Here is a 16,376-nt window from a genome sequence, read left to right on the forward strand (position 1 = left end):
GTGCCTGTGCCTTGCGGGTATTTTCGTCCGCTTCGGCAATCTTGGCCTTGAGGTTTTCTACCATGGTGCGCAGCGCGTCGGCCAGCTTGCCGATTTCATTCTTCAGACGCAGATCCAGCCGGGCGTTGAGGTCGCCGTCGGCCACCGTGCCGGCGTAGGCCTGCAACTGGCGCAAAGGCCGGATGGCGACCTTCTCCAGAGCCAGCAGAGAAACCAGCAGCAACAAGACAATGGCGACAGCGCCCAACCCCAGCATGACGTTGCGCTGTTGCACCGCCGGGGCCTGAATTTCGGCCGTATCCATAGCCAGGGCTACCTTCCATTGCCAGTGGGGTACCGTAGCCCAGGCCAGCATCCTTTCCTTGCCGTTCCACTGGTAGGCTACGCCCTGCCCTGAGGCCGCACCCAGCATGGCGCGTATGCCGCTGTTGGCGCTTTGGTCCTGCAGCACCAGCCTGCTGTCGGGATGGGCCACCATGACGCCGTTGGACGTGGTGATAAAGGGATAACCGGACTGCCCCATTTTGATGGTTTTGATATACTTTTCTTCCAGTCCGTCAATGGCGTAGGACATGCCCACCCCGCCCAATATCTTGCCGCCGGCGCCCAGTACCGGCGCAGTCACGCTGACGATAACCTTGCCCGTGGCATTGCTTTTGGTTGGCGTACTGCTGAAGCCTGGTTTGCCGGTCAGGGCCGTCTGCACATACTCCCGGCCAGTCAGGTCGCTCAACTGGGTGGCCTTGCCCTGCACCTGAATGGCCCGCATCTGTCCTGTGGCGTCAAATATGTACAAAGAATTGATGGCGGGCGAAGACTGGGACATGGCGGCAATAAAAAATTCGGCGCCCTCCAGCCCGTCGCCGGTTTCAAGAAAATGCTGAATTTTGTATGCCTTGGACATGCCATTGACCAGCATGGACAACTGCTCACCAAAATCGCCCAGAGATTTGGCGACGGTTTCCACCATGAGCCCCATCTCACCGGTGCGGGCCTGCATGGTATCTTTATAGGACAGATTGGCCACCACGCCGATCAGCGCAGACTGGACAATAATGATGACCAGCCCGATGAGCGACAACAATACGATCCTGATACTTCGTGACATGGAGCCCCTCCTTGCAGCAACCTTCTCCCACACCTCCGGCGCAACATCTGCAAGCCGCCGCCCTACCGTGCGACAACAGATTTTACCCATCCAGGCCCGCAATGCCGCCAGAGTACACATCCACACGACACCAATATTTCTTCCGGCAGCTTCCTCTGCCGCACAAAACAAATTTTCAAAAATCTTTCCTTCAAAAGAAGGATGTTATATAGTACTTTTCGGAAAAATTTGTTTTTTATTTATACTTCTGTAAAAATTTTTATAGAGCATATCATTTAGATTCTTTATAGAGCAAAAGAATAGCGCATACCTCCTATAACTATTAAAAATATTGGTCTATCCAATTCAATGCGTCTGAATTGCGATAAATAGATATGCAGTTCATCTTATTCCACTATGCAAACAATTTTTACGACAAAAAACGCCCCGGGGATCCGGGGCGTTGCGGCGCAGGAACGCCGTAAAGGACAAGCGCTCATGGGCGGGGTGGCCCGCCGCAGAGCGATTTTGTCTGTATTTCAGGTGGACGGGCGGCGTCAGGCCGCAGCGGCTTTGGCCAGGGCTTCCGCCAGGCGGGCCTGGATGTAGTCGCGCATACGGGGGTCGTCTTCGTCCAGATTAAAGCAATGGGCGTCTTCGCCCATGAGCCCCCCGGGCACAAAATCTCCTTTGCCTTCGGGGTCTGTGACCATATCGTCATAAAAACAAACGGAAAGCCAGCGGCTCTCCGGCTCATCGTCCACCACGTCCACCAGCACAAAAAGTTTACGGTTTTGCTGCGCCGCATGGGCCGCGCGCACAGAATAGCTGATGCCGGGCCGAGCCTTGAAATCCAGGGTCACGCCCGGCTGCGCAGCCAGAAAATCCCTGTACGCCACAAAGGCCGCCTTGACGTTGCAGGGGTCCGCTTTCCACCCGTCCAGAAATTCCTGCTGGGCGGCGCTGAGACTGCTGTTCATAGACGCTCCGTTGGCAAAAGTATGTTGGCAAAAAAGCCGGGCTCGCAGCAACGGCCGGCCAAACTCAACGCCCCCACTGCCAGGGAGGCGTGCCGATGTTGAGGCCCCAGATGCCGCGCCGGGCCTGCACGGCCTGGTGCTCCTGGATATACCAGCGCCGACAGAAAACCGCTCTGCAGCGTTTGCGGTCCACCCAGGCGAGCCCCTCCACGACCAATTGATAATTGATGGAGGTGCCCCCCACCTGCACAATAGAAACCAGGGGGCCGTCATCGGCTTCGCCCACGGGATCAATGGCTACTCTGGTGCCGCGCGGCAAAAGTTCGGCCAGGCGCACACGCGCTTCGGGCCCCAGGGGCTGCTGCAGGGTGGGGGCCTCTATGCCGTAAAACCGCACCACTGCCTCAGGCTGTCTGCCTTCGGGCGTATGCGCTATGGTAAAGGTATTGCCGTCCTCCACGGTAAGCACATAGCCTTCCAACGGTCCGGCCAGCGCACCCGAAGCCGTCAGCACGGCCAGGACCAGAACGCAACAGATTTTCCCTGCGGACATGTTTCCCCCACAGACACAAGAATGCCCGTGCCGCCAAGCCTTTGTCAAGGCGGCGGCACGGGCGTCAGGATCAGGGGCTGTCAGAAAGAATGCTTACAATACGCTCTTGCCTACCTGGTAGGCGATTACCGCCACGCCGTACGCCAGAGCCGTGGTGAACAGGATGCTGAAGGCCAGCCAGCCCCAGCTGCCGGCCTCCTGCTTGATGACCACCAGGGCCACGAAGCAGGGGGAGTACATGAGCACAAAGAGCATCAGAGCCAGAGCCGAGGCGGGCGACCAGTTGGAGTCGGCCTTAAGGCGTTCGGCCAGCGGGGCGGCGTCTTCGGGGTCTTGTTCGCCCAGAGCGTAGGCCGTGCCCAGAGTGGCCACAATGGATTCCTTGGCGGCCACGCCGGCCAGCAGAGCGATGTCCGTGCGCCAGTCAAAGCCGGCGGGGCGGGTGAAGGGTTCCACGGCCTTACCCAGGCGTCCGGCCACGGAATAGGAGAGCTCTTCTTCCGAAAGGTCGTTCTTTACCTCGCCGAGTTGGTCTTCCAGGGCGGCACGGCCTTCGGCGCCTTCGGGCATGGCGGAGATCTGCTCTTCGATCTGGGCGATCTGCTGTTCAAAGGGGGCAGCCTTGTCTTCGGGCAGGCTGGGGAAAGTCATGCCGGCCCAGATGAGTACGGCCACGGCCACCAGGATGGTGCCCGCCTTCTTGATGTACATCCAGGCGCGCTCCCAGCAATGCAGCAGCAGGCCAAAGGGCGTGGGCATACGGTAGGGGGGCAGTTCCATGACAAAAGGCGTGGCCTCGCCCTTGACGATGGTGGAGCGCAGGAAGCGCGCCACAACCAAGGCGACAACCCAGCCGGAAAGGGTCAGCAAAAACATGACGGTGGCCGCGTTGTCCGGGAAAAAAGCCCCGGCCAGCAGCAAAAATACCGGCAGTTTGGCGCCGCAGGCCATGTACGGCAGGGTAAGCAGGGTGGCCAGCTTTTCCTTGGGGCTGCGCAGGGTGCGGGTGGCCATGGCGCCGGGGATGGCGCAGCCGCCGGCAATGCCGCCGGCAATGATGTAGGGCATGACCGAGGCCCCGTGCAGGCCGAAGAAGCGGAAGATGCGGTCCATCATATAAGCCACGCGGGCCATATAGCCGCTGTCTTCCATAAAGGAAATGAGCACGAACATGATCAGGATGAGCGGCACAAAGCTGAGCACACCGCCCACGCCGGCGATGATGCCGTCCACAATAAGCGACTGGGCCAGCCCTTCAGGCAGGGCTGCTGTAATGGCGTCGCCCAGCCAGGTAAAGCCGTCTTCCACCCAACCCTGGGGGTAGGCCCCCAGCTCAAAGGTGACCTGAAACATGAGGTAGAGCACGCCGATCATGATCAGCGGCCCGAAAAAGGCGTTGGTGAGCACCTTATCCAACTTGTCCGAAAGAGCCAGGCGATCCTTGCCGGCGTCCTGGCGTACTATGCCGTCGCGCAGCAGACTGCGGATATAGCCGTAGCGGTAGTCGGTAATGATGGATTCCAGGTTGGCATTGAGAGTGTCACGCACATGGGCGGCGGTTTTTTTGCAGATATCCTCCAGCTCCGCCGTGATGTGGGCGTCGGACAGACGGGCTTCATGCCAGATCTCGCTGTCGCCTTCCAGCATCTTGAGGGCTACCCAGCTGGGCAAGTGGCGGTTTGTCAAGAGACCGCTTTCAGCGATGCGCTTTTCCATATCCGCAATAACGGGGTCAAGATCGCTGCCGTAGGAAAAACGCAGGGGCTCGCGTTTGCCTTCACGGGCCAGGGCGATGGCCGTCTTCATGGCCGCCTGCAGTCCTTCGCCGCTGCGGGCTACCATGGGCAGCACGGGAATGCCCAGCAGCTTGCCCAGGTGCTCCATATCAATATGGATGCCGGCGGCACGGGCCTCGTCCATCATGTTGCAGCAGAGCACTACGGGGATGCCCATTTCCAGCATCTGAACGGTGAGCAGCAGGTTGCGTTCCAGCGCCGAGGCGTCCACCACGTCGATGACGGCCTGCACATGCCCGGCGCTCAGCTCCCGTCGGGCCACCAGTTCTTCCTGTGAATAGGCCGTAAGAGAATACGTGCCGGGAAGGTCCACCACGGTGACGGGCGTGCCCTCCACAGTAATGTGCCCTTCTTTTCTGTCTACAGTGACGCCGGGATAATTGCCCACATGCTGGCGCGCACCTGTATACCCGTTGAACACCGTGGTCTTGCCGGAGTTGGGATTGCCCGCCAGGGCAATACGCACCACTCCGGCTTTTTTCCCGGGTCCATCTTCATGATTTTCAAACTGACGAACAGCACTCATGCACGCACCTCCCGCGCACGCCGGGACCAGTGGCCTCCGGTCGCCCCAAAATTCAGATTTCGTCCACGCTGTGGCCGGATCTCGCGACGGACGCGCCGTAACGCGTCGCCCATCCCGTGGGGTCGCGACGGCCCCGGGGACTTCCCTAATACTCGCCTTACAAATTGAAATTCAATTCCTTGGCATTGGTGATGTAGACGCCTCAGACTGAAAAGTCAAGCCCGCGCCACAAAATTCCGGGCAGTTTCAGAAAAAAGCATAGAAAATAATAAGGTGTGGAAAGATTTTTTTGTATGGCGCAACGCCGGGTACGCGCAGAGCGGCTTTTGCCCTCAAGAGCCCGCCGGCCTTCCCGCCCGCAGGATAAAACCCACGGCGGCCGTCCCTGCCGACCCGGAACCGCAGGGTTCAGGCCAGCACAGCGCGGGCCTCCGCCACGCGGGCCTCATCTTCCCGGCCCAATGCGCGCAGGGCCCTGGCCAGGGTCTGCCAGGCTTCGGGCCTGTCCTGCAGGCCGGCGCTTTTGCGGGCGAGCATTTCGGCGATGGCCGGGTCTTCCTCTCCGTCCAGATAAATTTTGGCCAGCAGCAGCATGGCGGCGGCGTCCTGGGGGTTGCGCACCAGAGCCTCGTGCAGCAGTTCGCGGGCCTCGCCGCCCCGCCGCTGGCGCACGGCCACCCGTGCCAGATAACGCCGGGCCAGGCTGGGCGCGCCGGGGTGCGCGTCCTCAATGGCCGCGGCCCGCTCGTAACAGCGCCGGGCCTCGGCGCGGCGACCGCCCTGCTCGCAGAGCTGCCCCAGACGGATATGGGCGTAAAGGTGCTCCGGAGCCAGCTTGACGCACTGCCGGTAATACCGCGTAGCGGCCCGGCGTTCGCCCAAACCCTGGCAGACCGTGCCCAGATTGTAATAGATCTGCTCAGCGGCGGCGGGCTCCGGCTTGTGGCGCAGAGCCTCCAGAAAATGCCGCCGCGCTTCGTGCCGTCGGCCCAGAGCGGCCATGCACACGCCCAGAGAATTCCAGGCCATAACGTTGCCCGCGTCTGCCAGCAAGGCCAGCTTGTATTCCTCCACCGCGCCGAAGACATCGCCCAGGCTGTACCGCCGGTCGGCACTGATGTTCAGAGCCAGAGAATTGCAGACCCCCACGCGCGGTTCCGGCAGCAGCAGGGCATATTCCAGGGCCTTGAGCGCGCAGTCGGGCATTTCCGCCTTACGGAACTGAAGAAAAGGATAGCCGGCCAGCCCTGCGGCCACAGCCAGGCCGCGCCGACACAAGGCCGCGCAGAGATCCTGATAGGCAGGCAAAAGATCGGCAGCCGGCTGCGCCGGGTGGAAAAAGATCAGGCTGTTGCTGCCGTAAAGCCCGGCCAGAGGCGCATCCGCAGCTTTGCCGTCTGCAGTCGACGCGCCCACTGTGGCGCGCCAGAGCTCCAGGGCGCTACTCAGAGGCTCCGCCGCCCGCCCCGCCCCGCGGGAGGGCGCAGCGCCCTCGCCTTCGCCGTTGCGCGCCGTTTCCAGGCGCAGCAGGGCCAGAGTAAAGCAGGGGCAGGGCTCCGCCGCCAGAGCGAAGCGCCGCAGAAAATCGCCGTGCCCGCACAACCCGCGCCGCACGGCCCCCGAAGCCGCTGCCGTCGCCGCCTCTGCGGGCGGCGTTGCGGCCGGGCCTGACACCGACTGGCGGAGGACGCGCTTCTGCCCCGCTGTCGCCGGGGCCACGTTTCCCCGGCCGGCATTCTGAACAGCACCCTGGGCAGCATTCTGGTCCGCATCTTCCTGGCCGGGGACGTCGGCACGCGGGCGCGCCACAAGGGCCGTCTCCGCCGATAACGCAAGAACGCCGCCCTCTTCCAGATCCGGGCTCAGGCCCGGCCCCTCGCCCAGCAGACTCAGACCGTCGCCGGGGGCTGGCTGGTCCGTGGCGTCGGCCAGGTGCACAATCTCCCCTACCGCGTCCGTATCCCCCGTGCGCAGCAACACGATTTCGCCCTTGTGGCGCGGTTCGCCCCCGGCATCCCGCCCCCAGAGGGCAAAGCGCATGCCCTCCCTGGCCTTGGCCTGCCGCCCCAGGCTCACCCGCACCCGGCCCAGGGGCAGATTTTCCAGCACCAGGCCGCCTTCCTGCAGGATGCGGGCAAAGGGCATGATGCGGCAGGCCCCGCCCGGCGCGGCGCACACGGCCTGGGCTGCCACATCAGCGGCCAGACGGGCGCGGTCCAGACAACGCCGGGCCTGCTCGCTCATGGGCATCTTCATTTCCTGGCCCTGCATATCCTGCGGATAGAGGGCGTGCCCGGCGCAAAACTCCAGACGCGCCCGCCTGTGGGTCAGGGGCAGGGTCAGACCCGCGTCCTGCATGCGCTGCAGCACGGACGCAGCCAGCTTGTGGCAGACCCCGCGGCCGCTGGCCGCCAGCAAAAAGGCAAATTCATACCGCCCTGCCCTGGCCGCCAGCACATCTGAAGGCAGGTCCGTGCGGCAGGCCGCGGCCAGAGACTGCAGAGCCTTCTGCACAAAACCGTGTCCTTCCCGCTGTACCAGCTCCGGCCCATTGTGCAGACGCACCAGCACAAGGCCCATGCACAGGCGGTGCAAGGGCGCATCGTGCCCGTCGGTTACGGACGGATCCTCCAGATGGGCGCGCACGCGCGCGGCCGCTTCTTCCATGCGTGAAAACAGCGCCTCTTCCGTGGCCAGGCCGGTGAGGGAGTCCGTGCGGGCGGCCCGCACCCAGGCCAGGTTGTCCAGACAAAGGGCGGCCGCGGCCGGCAGCACGGGCAACAGCGCGCGCGCCTCGCGCGCACGCACGCCGTGCAGCATGAGCACGCCCAGCACCTCTCCCTCCCGTCGCAGGGGCAGCAACAGCCGCCGTTCGCGCGTGAGCAGCTGCGGCTCCGCCGGGGCATGCTCCGTGGGGAAATACAAGGCGTGACCGCTGAAGGAAAAAAACGCCTCCAGCTGCCCGCACAGCAGCCCTTCCATTTCAATGATGTCTTCACGTTCCAGCCGGGGAGGAGACAAAAGTTGCTTCATTCTCAAAGTGTAGGACGGCCGGGGCGAATTGTCTAGAAAAATTCGTGACTCCTGCGGCCTCCGCCCTTGCCCGGCGCGGGCTTCCGGGCTAGACTGAATGCAATCATATTTCAGACAAGGCGCATTGCAGCCGAAGGACCATTATGCCCGTTGCAACCTTTCCCCTGGGCCCGCTGGAAACCAACAGTTACCTTTTGCATAACGCGGACCAGGCCGTGGCCGTGGACGTGGGGGGAGACCCCGCGCCCATGCTGGACTATCTGCGGAAACACAAACTTGCCCTGGCGGCCATCTGCATCACCCACCGCCATTTCGACCACCTTTATGGCGTAGCCACGCTGGAGCAGGCCACGGACGCGCCCGTATATGTGCCCAAGGGCGACGACAGCCTGGCCGGGACGGAATCGAGCCAGGGCGGACTGTGGGGCTTCCCGCCGGTGCCGCCTTTCAGCTGTCGGCCCATGCCCGAGGGAGAAGTCAGCTTCGGCGGTATGGACTGTCGGGTTCTGAACACGCCCGGGCACACGCCGGGCGGCGTTTCCCTCTATTTTCCCGGCGAAGGCGTCGTCTTTACGGGTGACGCCCTATTCTACCGCTCCGTGGGCCGCACGGATTTTCCCGGCGGCGACCACGCCACACTGCTGCATTCCGTGCGGGAGGTGCTCTTCAAACTGCCCGACGCCACGCGCGTCTTTCCCGGTCACGGCCCGGCCACCAGCATCGGCGACGAAAAGCTGAACAACCCCTTCTGCGGCGACTTCCCCTCATGAACCGCCCGCTGGTCCTGCTCTGCAGCCCCCACCCCAACGGGGTATCGGACACGGTGGCGGCCCTGTTCGCCCAGGGCATGGCCGACGCCGGACAACAGCCGCGCCTGCTGCCCTTGAGGGATTATGCCTTTGCCCCCTGCACCAACTGCGGGGGCTGCACCGCGCCGCCCCACCGCTGTACTCAGGACAAAGACGGCGACCATGCTGAAGCGATTCTGCAGCATATTCTGGCGGCTCCTCTGGTGCTGCTGGCCTCCCCCATCTACTTCTATTCCCTGCCCGCGCACTTCAAGGCGCTGATCGACCGCTCACAACGCTTCTGGGCCGGGCAAACCCACGGCGCCGGGCACCCCGGACGCCCCCACACCCAAATCAAACCCGTGCTGGCGGCCCTCTGCGCCGGACGCTCCCACGGCGACAAGCTGTTTGCCGGAGCACTGCTCACCCTGAAGTATTTTCTGGCTCCGCTCAATGCCTGCATCCGCGAAAACCGCCTGCTGCGCGGCCTGGAAACCACACAGGATCTGCTGGAACGCCCGGCGGTCTGCGGCGCGCTGCGCTCCTGGGGGCACGACTGGGGCAGCCGCCTGGCCGCACGGCAACAGGCGGGGGCGGCCGCCGACCAGACAGCCCCCAACACATCCCGGCCCGACGCGACGCATCAGGCGCCTCTTCTCCCAGACGCAACCACAGGGCAGACGCGCCCGCCCTTCCGGTGAACCGCCCTCGGCATCCGCCCTTTTTACCGCCCTTGCGCTGCAAGGCTTGCCGGGCCACAACCTGGGGCGCCTTCTGGACCGCACTGCGGTCCGCATGCCGCCAGACATGGCTGGGCCTGCGCCAACAGCGCTGCCTCCACTGCCTGGCCCCCTTTACCCCCACGCCGCACCTCCCCGATTCCATGGCGGAAGCCCTGCTCTGCCCCGCCTGTCTCCCCCTGCTCCGGCCTTACAACGGCCCCCGCTGCCCCGTCTGCGGCTTGCCCCCGGCAGATTATCCCCAACACAGGGAGGCCGCCGGCCTGTGCGGCCGTTGCCTCACGGATCCGCCCCCCTGGAGCGGCCTGGCCTTCCACGGTCTGTACGCCGGAGTGCTGCGGCACTTGCTGCTGCGGCTCAAATTTGACGCCCACCTCTACCTGACCCCTTTGCTGGCGGACCTGCTGTACAGGGCCGCGCAAGGCCTGCCGCAGCCCGACGCCCTGCTGGCCGTGCCGCAGCACCCTGCACACCTGCGGCAACGGGGCTACAACCAGGCCCACGAACTGGCCAAGGCCCTGGCCCGGCGCACGGGCTTGCCCCTGCGACCCCAGTTGCTGCGCCGCGTTCTGCCGGGCCCGGCCCAATCCGGCCTGACCGCAACGCAACGCCGGGCCAATGTCCGGCACAGTTTTATCGCAGCGGCAGAAGCGCAAGGCCTGCGCCTCTGGCTGCTGGACGACGTCATGACCACAGGCAGCACCCTCAGGGCTGCGGCCTGCGCCCTGCGGGCCGCCGGCGCTTGTGCCGTGGACGTGCTGGTGGTGGCCCGCACCCCGCAGCACGGCCCCCTGCCCTGAAAAACTGCATGCCGCCAACAACGACGGCTGCAGACGCAAGCCCCGCGTCGGGCCTTAAAACCTCAGCAGATCACCTTTTCGAATTGTGTTCTCAAAGGTTCCGGCCACTCGTTCCGGGCGCTGCCCCGCAACAACCCGCACGCAGCCAGGGGTGGAGAGAAGACATGACAAGACCAGACGCTTTCGCTATACTGCCAGAAGGAATTCTTTTGAATTTTTATAGAGTTGGCACAGACGCGGCACTCTCTCCACAGCAAGGAGTCCAAAAGCCGCGCCGGGAGCAGATTACCTTTAAAAATATGCATTCTCAAAGGTTACGGCACGTTCGTCCCGGCACTTACCCACGCAAAGACATAGCGGTGCTGTCTTCATCCGTAGCTGGCGCTGCTGTCTTTGTCCGTAACTTCCTTCGTCGTAACGGGCCAAGCTACGCTTGCGCCTCCACGGCGGGCGTCTGCTTACGCAACCTTCAGGGCATTGCAACGTTACCTGCCCTAAAATATGATGCACCTGTTCTGCAGCGCACTCCGCGCCGTTCGTCCCGCCCCCGATGCTGTGGACGGGCCCACATCCGTGAGGGATAGTATGCCGCACACGCTTCTTGTTTTTTCCGCTTTGCGCCGTGCACGCGCCGGTTGTCGCCCCTGGGGCAAGCCCAGGCCGGACGGCGCAGGCCTATTTTGTACGCTGGGCTGCATGGCCTTGGTCAGCCTGCTGCTGGCCGCCCCTTTGCCGGTACGAGCCCAGGTGACCCTGCTGGTGCCCAGCGAACCCAGTGTGGAGGCTCCCCCGCTAAAAGCAGGCAAGGCCGAGGTGGACAAAGGCGAAGCAGGCAAGGTCGAGGCCGCCAAAAATGAGGCCAAGGCCGAGGTCGCACCCCGGGAAGACAAAAAGGGCAAAGAGCAGAAAGGCACGCCGCCGGAAAACATGCCCGCGGGCGTCCCTGCCTCCCCCGCGGCCGCCAACGCCACCAAGCCCGCCGCGGCTGCCGCAACCGAGGCAGCGCCACAGCCGGACATTGGCGCAGAAGTGGACGTGCTTATCACCATGCTGCGCCCTTTCCGCTATGAGGGCCTGGTCATGGACATGCCCCAGCTTTTCGCCGTGCTGCGTTATGACGATGCCACGCCGCTGAAAGAAGGCGTGCTGCAGCCCGAACGTCGCGACCTGCTGGGCGACGTGGAAGAAATCCGCTATCTGGATCAGAAGGCCTGGGGGGCCAACGTGGCCCTGAACAAGCCCGGGCTCTACCAATTCCTTATTGAGGCCCGACCCTGGTGGGACGCGGCCCGCCAACGCTTTGCCCAGCACTATGTCAAAACCATCCTGCCCGTCTACGGCGTTGAACGCGGCTGGGACGCGCCCGCAGGCCTGCGTTTCGAAATCGTACCCCGCACGCGGCCGTTCGGGCTTATGGCCCCGACGTTGTTCAGCGGCCAGGCTCTGCTGGAAGGCAAACCCCTGCCCAAGGCTCTGGTGCGCATGCACCGCATCAATGTGGAAAAAACGCCCGTGCCCACCCCCTGGCATGAAGAACTGGCAACCCGTGCTGACAGCCAGGGCAATTTTGCCTTTGTGCTCGCCCAGCCCGGCTGGTGGTGCTGCCAGGCGGAAGCCGAAGGCGCGCCCCTCAAAGGACCGGACGGCCAGCCCAAGCCCCTGGAGATGGGCGCGCTGCTCTGGCTTTATGTGGACGCCCCGGCCGCGCCGCCGCGCCGCCGCTGAAGACCGGATTTTGGGGGCACAGCTAACTGCAGCGTTTTGCCCGTTTTTTATAAGGAGTGTGCATAAACCGTGCTGGCTTGGCCTTTTGGGGCCGGAGCGTATACCATAACGCATACATTACCGCAGACCCCCGGAGCGGACCTTGCACCCGCCACGGCGGCGGGCAGCCCCGGGCGCGCGGCAAGGCTTATGGAAACAACTGCGGCCGCACCGGCCGCACCAACGCTCCAAGGAGAACAGCATGCACACCAGCGCAAGAAACGTGTTTCACGGCAAAATTACGGCCGTCCATTCCGGCGCGGTCAACGATGAAGTGGAACTGGCCGTAGAGGGCGGCCCCAGTATCGTGGCCTCCATCACCCAGGTGAGCACCAGGAAGCTGGGCCTCAAACCCGGCGTGGAAGCCCTGGCCCTGATCAAAGCCAGCTTTGTGCTGCTGGTGGAAGAGGCGGAAAACTACCTGCTTTCCACCCGCAACCAGTTTCCCGGCGTCATCGGCAAGGTGATTCCCGGCGCGGTCAATGCCGAAGTGCTGGTGGACCTGCCCGGCGGCGCCTCCATCGCCGCCATCGTGACCATGGGCAGCGTGGAAAAAATGGGCCTCAAACCCGGCAAAAAAATCACGGCCATCGCCAAGGCCTCACAAGTCATCCTGGCCGTGCCCCAATAGGGTAAACTCTGTTGGGATGGGGCGCTCAGAGGCGCAGCCGCTTCTGTAGCGGGTAACCGCAACACAGCTTTTGTCCTGATTGACAAAAACCCCCGGCTCCTTGTGGAACCGGGGGTTTTTGCGTCAGGCGAAAAAAATGCTATTTGAAGGCCTTTTCAAAGTTGGGCACCACTTGCTTTTTGCGGCTCATGACGCCGGGCAGCCACACTTTGTCGCCATCGGGCTTGACGCCGAAGGCCTTTTCCACCACGGCCGGGTCGTCGGAAACGATGAGCATCTCCGAACCCTCTTTCATGATGTCGGTCAGCAGCAAGAAGACACTGTGGCGGCCTTCGCCCTTCACCTTGGCGATTTCAGCCTGAAGGCCGGCCTTGACGGGCTCAAGGATGGAGAGGTCCACCACTTCCAACTGGCCAATGCCCACCTTGTTGCCGTTCATGTCAAAATCTTTGTAGTCGCGGAAGACCAAGTCGTGCATGGAGGTGCCTTCAACGGCACTCTTGACCTTGAACATTTCCATGCCCAGCTTGACCACATCGCTCACGCCGGCGATCTTGGCCAGTTCTTCCACGGCTTTCTTGTCGGCGGGGGTACAGGTCGGGGACTTGAAGATGACCGTGTCGGAAAGGATGGCGCAGAGCATGCCGCCCGCGATGTTCTTGGGAATTTCCACGCCGTAAAAATCGTACATGTTCTTGAGCACGGTGTTGGAGCAGCCCACGGGCCAGATCCAGGCTTCCAGCGGGGTGGAAGTGGTCACATCGCCCAGCTTGTGGTGGTCCACAATGCCCAGCACAGTGGCGGAGTCCATGCCCTTGGGGGCCTGGGCCAGGTCGGAATAGTCCACCAGATACACTTCCTTGCCGGCCACGTCGGACACCACCTGGGGCGCCGTGAGGCCGAACTTCTGCAGCACAAAGGCGGTTTCAGGGGTGGGCGCGCCCTGGGCCACGGGGGTAACGTCCAGGCCGCGCTTGTTGTACAGATCGGCGGCGGCAATGGCGGCAATAATGCTGTCGGTATCGGGATTCATGTGACCAAGAACTAATGCGGACATGGCAGTCTCTCCTTCCGTTGGTTCGGGTATGGCGGCACCGTGGCACCGCTTTGTTCTCTTTAGCACAAAGTCAGGTTCATGCCAAGGGCTTTTAACAAAAATTCCCGTACAGGACGCAAAGGCATTCTCCTATTAACCTGTAAATACTTATTTTTATAACAAGGCACCCCCTTCTCGTGATTTTTTTATTTTTTCCCGGCCCGAGGATGGGCCGCATCATAGGTTTCCATCAGCCGCTCCAGGCTGACCTGGGTATAGCGCTGGGTGGTGGTCAGCCGCTTGTGCCCCAAAAGTTCCTGTACGCTGCGCAGGTCCGCTCCCGCCGCCAGCAGATGGGTGGCGAAGGAATGGCGCAGACTGTGCGGCGAAACCGTCACCGCCAGCCCGGCCCGCCGGCAGAGCCGGGCCACAATGCGCGCGGCCTCTCGCCGCTGCAGCCGAGCCCCCCGCGCGCCTACAAACAGGGCCACCTCTTCCGGCGCGGCCAGCAAAGGTCGCTCGCAGAGCCAGGCCCGCAGGCGCTCGCACGAGGTATCGGAAAGGGGGGCAAGGCGCTCCCGCGCACCCTTGCCCATAACCCGCAGCACCTGTGAAGAAAGCTGCACGTCGTCCAGGTCCAGCTGCAGCGCCTCGGAAATGCGCAGGCCGGAACCGTAGAGCAACTCCGCCAGAGCCAGGTCGCGACAGAGCAGGCGTTCCGCCTCGGCCGTGGCCGGGGGCGATGCCGTGGGCGCGTCCAGCAGGGCAAAGGTTTCGTCCACATTGAGGGCCCGGGGCTGGCGTTTGTCCTGTCGGGGATTGCGCACCTGGGCGGCCACGTTTTCCTCCACCCGGCCGTTGCGCATCTGCAGACGAAAAAAAGAACGCGCGGCCGCCAGCTTGCGCGCCATGGAGCTTTTGGCCTCCCCCTGATGAAAAAGCCAGGCCAGAAAAGCCTGCATATGCCGCTTGGTCACGGTTTCCGGACGGCCCAGATCCACGCCCTGACTGCGCAAAAAATCCTGCAATTGGGCCAGATCCACGCCATAAGCCCGCTGGGTGGCCGTGGCCGCGCCGCGCTGCACGGCCATCCAGGCCAGAAAGGCCTCAATAAGCACCCTGCCCTCGTCCGGGACCGCCGTATTGGGGCCCGTCGCATTGAGGGCGGGCCGGCCCGTCCGCCCGGCAAGGGCCGCAGCCTGTGCCGCGGGGCGCTTTATGACCGCCAAATCCCGTTCCGTCCGCTTCATGCCCGCACCTCATACCGCGCGCCGGGCAGTCGGCGCACCTTGCCCTGCATTTCCAGCCCAATCAAAAGAGCGTTCAAGGCTGCCGGGGCCAGGCCCACAGCCAGGCCCAGGGCGTCCACCTGCAGGGGGCCGTGCCCCCGCAAGTGCGCCAGCAGCCGCTCCGCCTGCGTTGCGGGCGTCAGCACCGCCGCTTCCGGGGGCGGCGGGGCAGCAGGCGCGTTGTCCACAGCGCCGCCGGGCACGCTTACGGCCCGCGCTCCCGTATCTGACGCAAGCCCTGCAGACGCAGTTTTATCTTGCGCGGCCCCGTCAGACGGCTTGTCCCGGCCGGAGGCGACAGCGCCAGGGTCCGTGTCCGAAACGACGCCACCCGCGACATCGGCGGCGGCAAAACCGGCAGCCGTAAGCCCCGGCAAGGCTTCCCGTTCCCCGTCGGGCAGAGTTTCCGGCCCGATGCCGTAAGGCCGCAGCCGATCCGCCAGGTCGCGCAGCACGTCCTCGGCGTTGAACACGGGCCGCGCGCCTTGCCGCACCAGATCCTGACTGCCCAGGCAGTGGGCGTCCAACGCCGGGCCGGGCACGGCGTAGACTTCACGGTTCTGCTCCAGGGCCAGCCGGGCCGTGACCAGGCTACCGGAACGACTGGCGGCCTCCGCCACCAGAACACCCAGCGCCAACCCGCTGATAATGCGGTTGCRCACGGGGAAATTGGTCGGCAGGGGCGGCGCGCCGGGCGGAAATTCCGAAACCAGCAGCCCTTCGCGCTCCATAGCCGCAAACACGCCCGCATTGCACGCAGGATAGCGCACGTCAATGCCCGTGCCCAGCACGCCTATGCTGCGTCCCACCCGACCGAGGGCCGCCTCGTGGGCCACGCAGTCAATGCCCTGCGCCATGCCCGAAACGATGGTCACCCCGCAGGCGGAAAGGCAACGCGCCATATAGGCCGCCACAGCCTTGCCCTGGGCCGTGGCCCGACGCGACCCCACCACGGCAAAGGCGGGCGCGCGCAGCAGGCTGCCGTCGCCCCGGCAGTAGAGCAGCGCGGGCGCGTCCGGAAGCTGCCGCAACAGAGACGGATAGGCGGGATCCGCCCAGAGCAGGATGCGCGCCGCCAGGTTACGGGCGCTGTCCCATTCTTTCCTGGCTTCCGTCCGCCACGCGCCGGCGGCAAAGTCCCGGCCTGCGGGCCCCAGCCCCGCTGCACCCCAGCGCGACCGGGCCTCCACCGCGCCGTAGGCGCTGCCAAAGGTCCGCAACAGTTTAACCAGCGACCGCGCGCCCAGCCCTTTGCTGTGGCGCAGGGCCAGGGTAGCCCAGTATTCCTTGCGGGCGGCCTCGTCCATATCCCGCCAGGAACAGCCCGCGTGCGTCGTCACGGCCATGCGTCAC

At 64.0% G+C, this 16,376-nt stretch carries 13 protein-coding genes; 5 read left to right on the forward strand and 8 right to left on the reverse strand.

Annotated features, from left to right (window positions below):
• From EB812_RS08180 to EB812_RS08200, 5 genes are all read right to left on the reverse strand, one after another.
• The coding region (locus tag EB812_RS08180; protein ID WP_165450923.1) for a cache domain-containing protein at positions 1 to 1,108 on the reverse strand (1,108 nt) is incomplete at its 3' end.
• A gap of 536 nt (positions 1,109 to 1,644) precedes the next feature.
• Positions 1,645 to 2,067, reverse strand: coding sequence for a hypothetical protein (locus EB812_RS08185; protein WP_118230104.1), 423 nt, complete (start codon positions 2,065 to 2,067; stop codon positions 1,645 to 1,647).
• A 64-nt stretch (positions 2,068 to 2,131) separates the two neighbouring features.
• On the reverse strand, positions 2,132 to 2,620 hold the full coding sequence (locus EB812_RS08190; RefSeq protein ID WP_242621243.1) for a thermonuclease family protein: 489 nt from the start codon (positions 2,618 to 2,620) through the stop codon (positions 2,132 to 2,134).
• A 93-nt stretch (positions 2,621 to 2,713) separates the two neighbouring features.
• On the reverse strand, positions 2,714 to 4,942 hold the full coding sequence (gene feoB / locus EB812_RS08195) for a ferrous iron transport protein B (RefSeq protein ID WP_130958059.1): 2,229 nt from the start codon (positions 4,940 to 4,942) through the stop codon (positions 2,714 to 2,716).
• 408 nt (positions 4,943 to 5,350) lie between these two features.
• On the reverse strand, positions 5,351 to 7,963 hold the full coding sequence (locus EB812_RS08200) for a tetratricopeptide repeat protein (protein WP_242621244.1): 2,613 nt from the start codon (positions 7,961 to 7,963) through the stop codon (positions 5,351 to 5,353).
• Positions 7,964 to 8,118: 155 nt separating this feature from the next.
• Between EB812_RS08200 and EB812_RS08205 the strand changes: the two genes are divergently transcribed.
• The 5 genes from EB812_RS08205 (at position 8,119) to EB812_RS08225 (ending at position 12,698) form a co-directional block, all read left to right on the forward strand.
• Complete coding sequence (locus EB812_RS08205) at positions 8,119 to 8,745, forward strand: MBL fold metallo-hydrolase (protein WP_118230101.1); 627 nt, start codon at positions 8,119 to 8,121, stop codon at positions 8,743 to 8,745.
• The gene (locus tag EB812_RS08210; protein WP_118230100.1) at positions 8,742 to 9,464 is read left to right on the forward strand and encodes a flavodoxin family protein; all 723 of its coding nucleotides are present in this window, start codon (positions 8,742 to 8,744) and stop codon (positions 9,462 to 9,464) included. Before EB812_RS08205 ends, EB812_RS08210 begins: the two co-directional genes overlap by 4 nt.
• A 182-nt stretch (positions 9,465 to 9,646) precedes the next feature.
• Positions 9,647 to 10,303, forward strand: a complete 657-nt coding sequence (locus EB812_RS08215; protein WP_242621245.1) for a ComF family protein — start codon at positions 9,647 to 9,649, stop codon at positions 10,301 to 10,303.
• Between the two features lie 696 nt (positions 10,304 to 10,999).
• Positions 11,000 to 12,028: a DUF4198 domain-containing protein gene (locus EB812_RS08220; protein WP_118230110.1), complete on the forward strand. Its 1,029-nt coding sequence runs from the start codon at positions 11,000 to 11,002 to the stop codon at positions 12,026 to 12,028.
• Between the two features lie 241 nt (positions 12,029 to 12,269).
• Entirely contained in the window at positions 12,270 to 12,698 is a 429-nt protein-coding gene (locus tag EB812_RS08225; RefSeq protein WP_118230098.1) for a TOBE domain-containing protein, read from the forward strand.
• A gap of 139 nt (positions 12,699 to 12,837) precedes the next feature.
• On the opposite strand, the gene EB812_RS08230 is transcribed toward EB812_RS08225, so the two are convergent.
• The 3 genes from EB812_RS08230 to dprA form a co-directional block, all read right to left on the reverse strand.
• A complete protein-coding gene (locus EB812_RS08230; protein ID WP_118230097.1) occupies positions 12,838 to 13,755 on the reverse strand; it encodes a manganese-dependent inorganic pyrophosphatase in 918 nt (305 codons plus the stop codon).
• 185 nt (positions 13,756 to 13,940) lie between these two features.
• Positions 13,941 to 14,984, reverse strand: a complete 1,044-nt coding sequence (locus EB812_RS08235; protein ID WP_118230096.1) for a tyrosine recombinase XerC — start codon at positions 14,982 to 14,984, stop codon at positions 13,941 to 13,943.
• Positions 14,981 to 16,369 carry a DNA-processing protein DprA gene (dprA, locus tag EB812_RS08240; RefSeq protein ID WP_130958060.1) on the reverse strand — a complete coding sequence of 463 codons (1,389 nt, stop codon included), beginning with the start codon at positions 16,367 to 16,369 and terminating at the stop codon, positions 14,981 to 14,983. Before dprA ends, EB812_RS08235 begins: the two co-directional genes overlap by 4 nt.
• Positions 16,370 to 16,376 lie beyond the last annotated feature (7 nt).

Origin of the sequence: Desulfovibrio legallii, assembly GCF_004309735.1 — a bacterium.
Lineage (GTDB): Bacteria > Desulfobacterota > Desulfovibrionia > Desulfovibrionales > Desulfovibrionaceae > Desulfovibrio > Desulfovibrio legallii.

Excerpts from the sequence above, each read along its gene's own strand:
- EB812_RS08185 (WP_118230104.1), bottom strand. The coding sequence starts at position 2,067 with ATGAACAGCAGTCTCAGCGCCGCCCAGCAGGAATTTCTGGACGGGTGG.
- EB812_RS08220 (WP_118230110.1), top strand. The coding sequence starts at position 11,000 with ATGGCCTTGGTCAGCCTGCTGCTGGCCGCCCCTTTGCCGGTACGAGCC.
- EB812_RS08230 (WP_118230097.1), bottom strand. The coding sequence starts at position 13,755 with ATGTCCGCATTAGTTCTTGGTCACATGAATCCCGATACCGACAGCATT.
- EB812_RS08210 (WP_118230100.1), top strand. The coding sequence starts at position 8,742 with ATGAACCGCCCGCTGGTCCTGCTCTGCAGCCCCCACCCCAACGGGGTA.
- EB812_RS08190 (WP_242621243.1), bottom strand. The coding sequence starts at position 2,620 with ATGTCCGCAGGGAAAATCTGTTGCGTTCTGGTCCTGGCCGTGCTGACG.
- EB812_RS08225 (WP_118230098.1), top strand. The coding sequence starts at position 12,270 with ATGCACACCAGCGCAAGAAACGTGTTTCACGGCAAAATTACGGCCGTC.
- EB812_RS08215 (WP_242621245.1), top strand. The coding sequence starts at position 9,647 with ATGGCGGAAGCCCTGCTCTGCCCCGCCTGTCTCCCCCTGCTCCGGCCT.
- EB812_RS08205 (WP_118230101.1), top strand. The coding sequence starts at position 8,119 with ATGCCCGTTGCAACCTTTCCCCTGGGCCCGCTGGAAACCAACAGTTAC.
- EB812_RS08235 (WP_118230096.1), bottom strand. The coding sequence starts at position 14,984 with ATGAAGCGGACGGAACGGGATTTGGCGGTCATAAAGCGCCCCGCGGCA.
- feoB (WP_130958059.1), bottom strand. The coding sequence starts at position 4,942 with ATGAGTGCTGTTCGTCAGTTTGAAAATCATGAAGATGGACCCGGGAAA.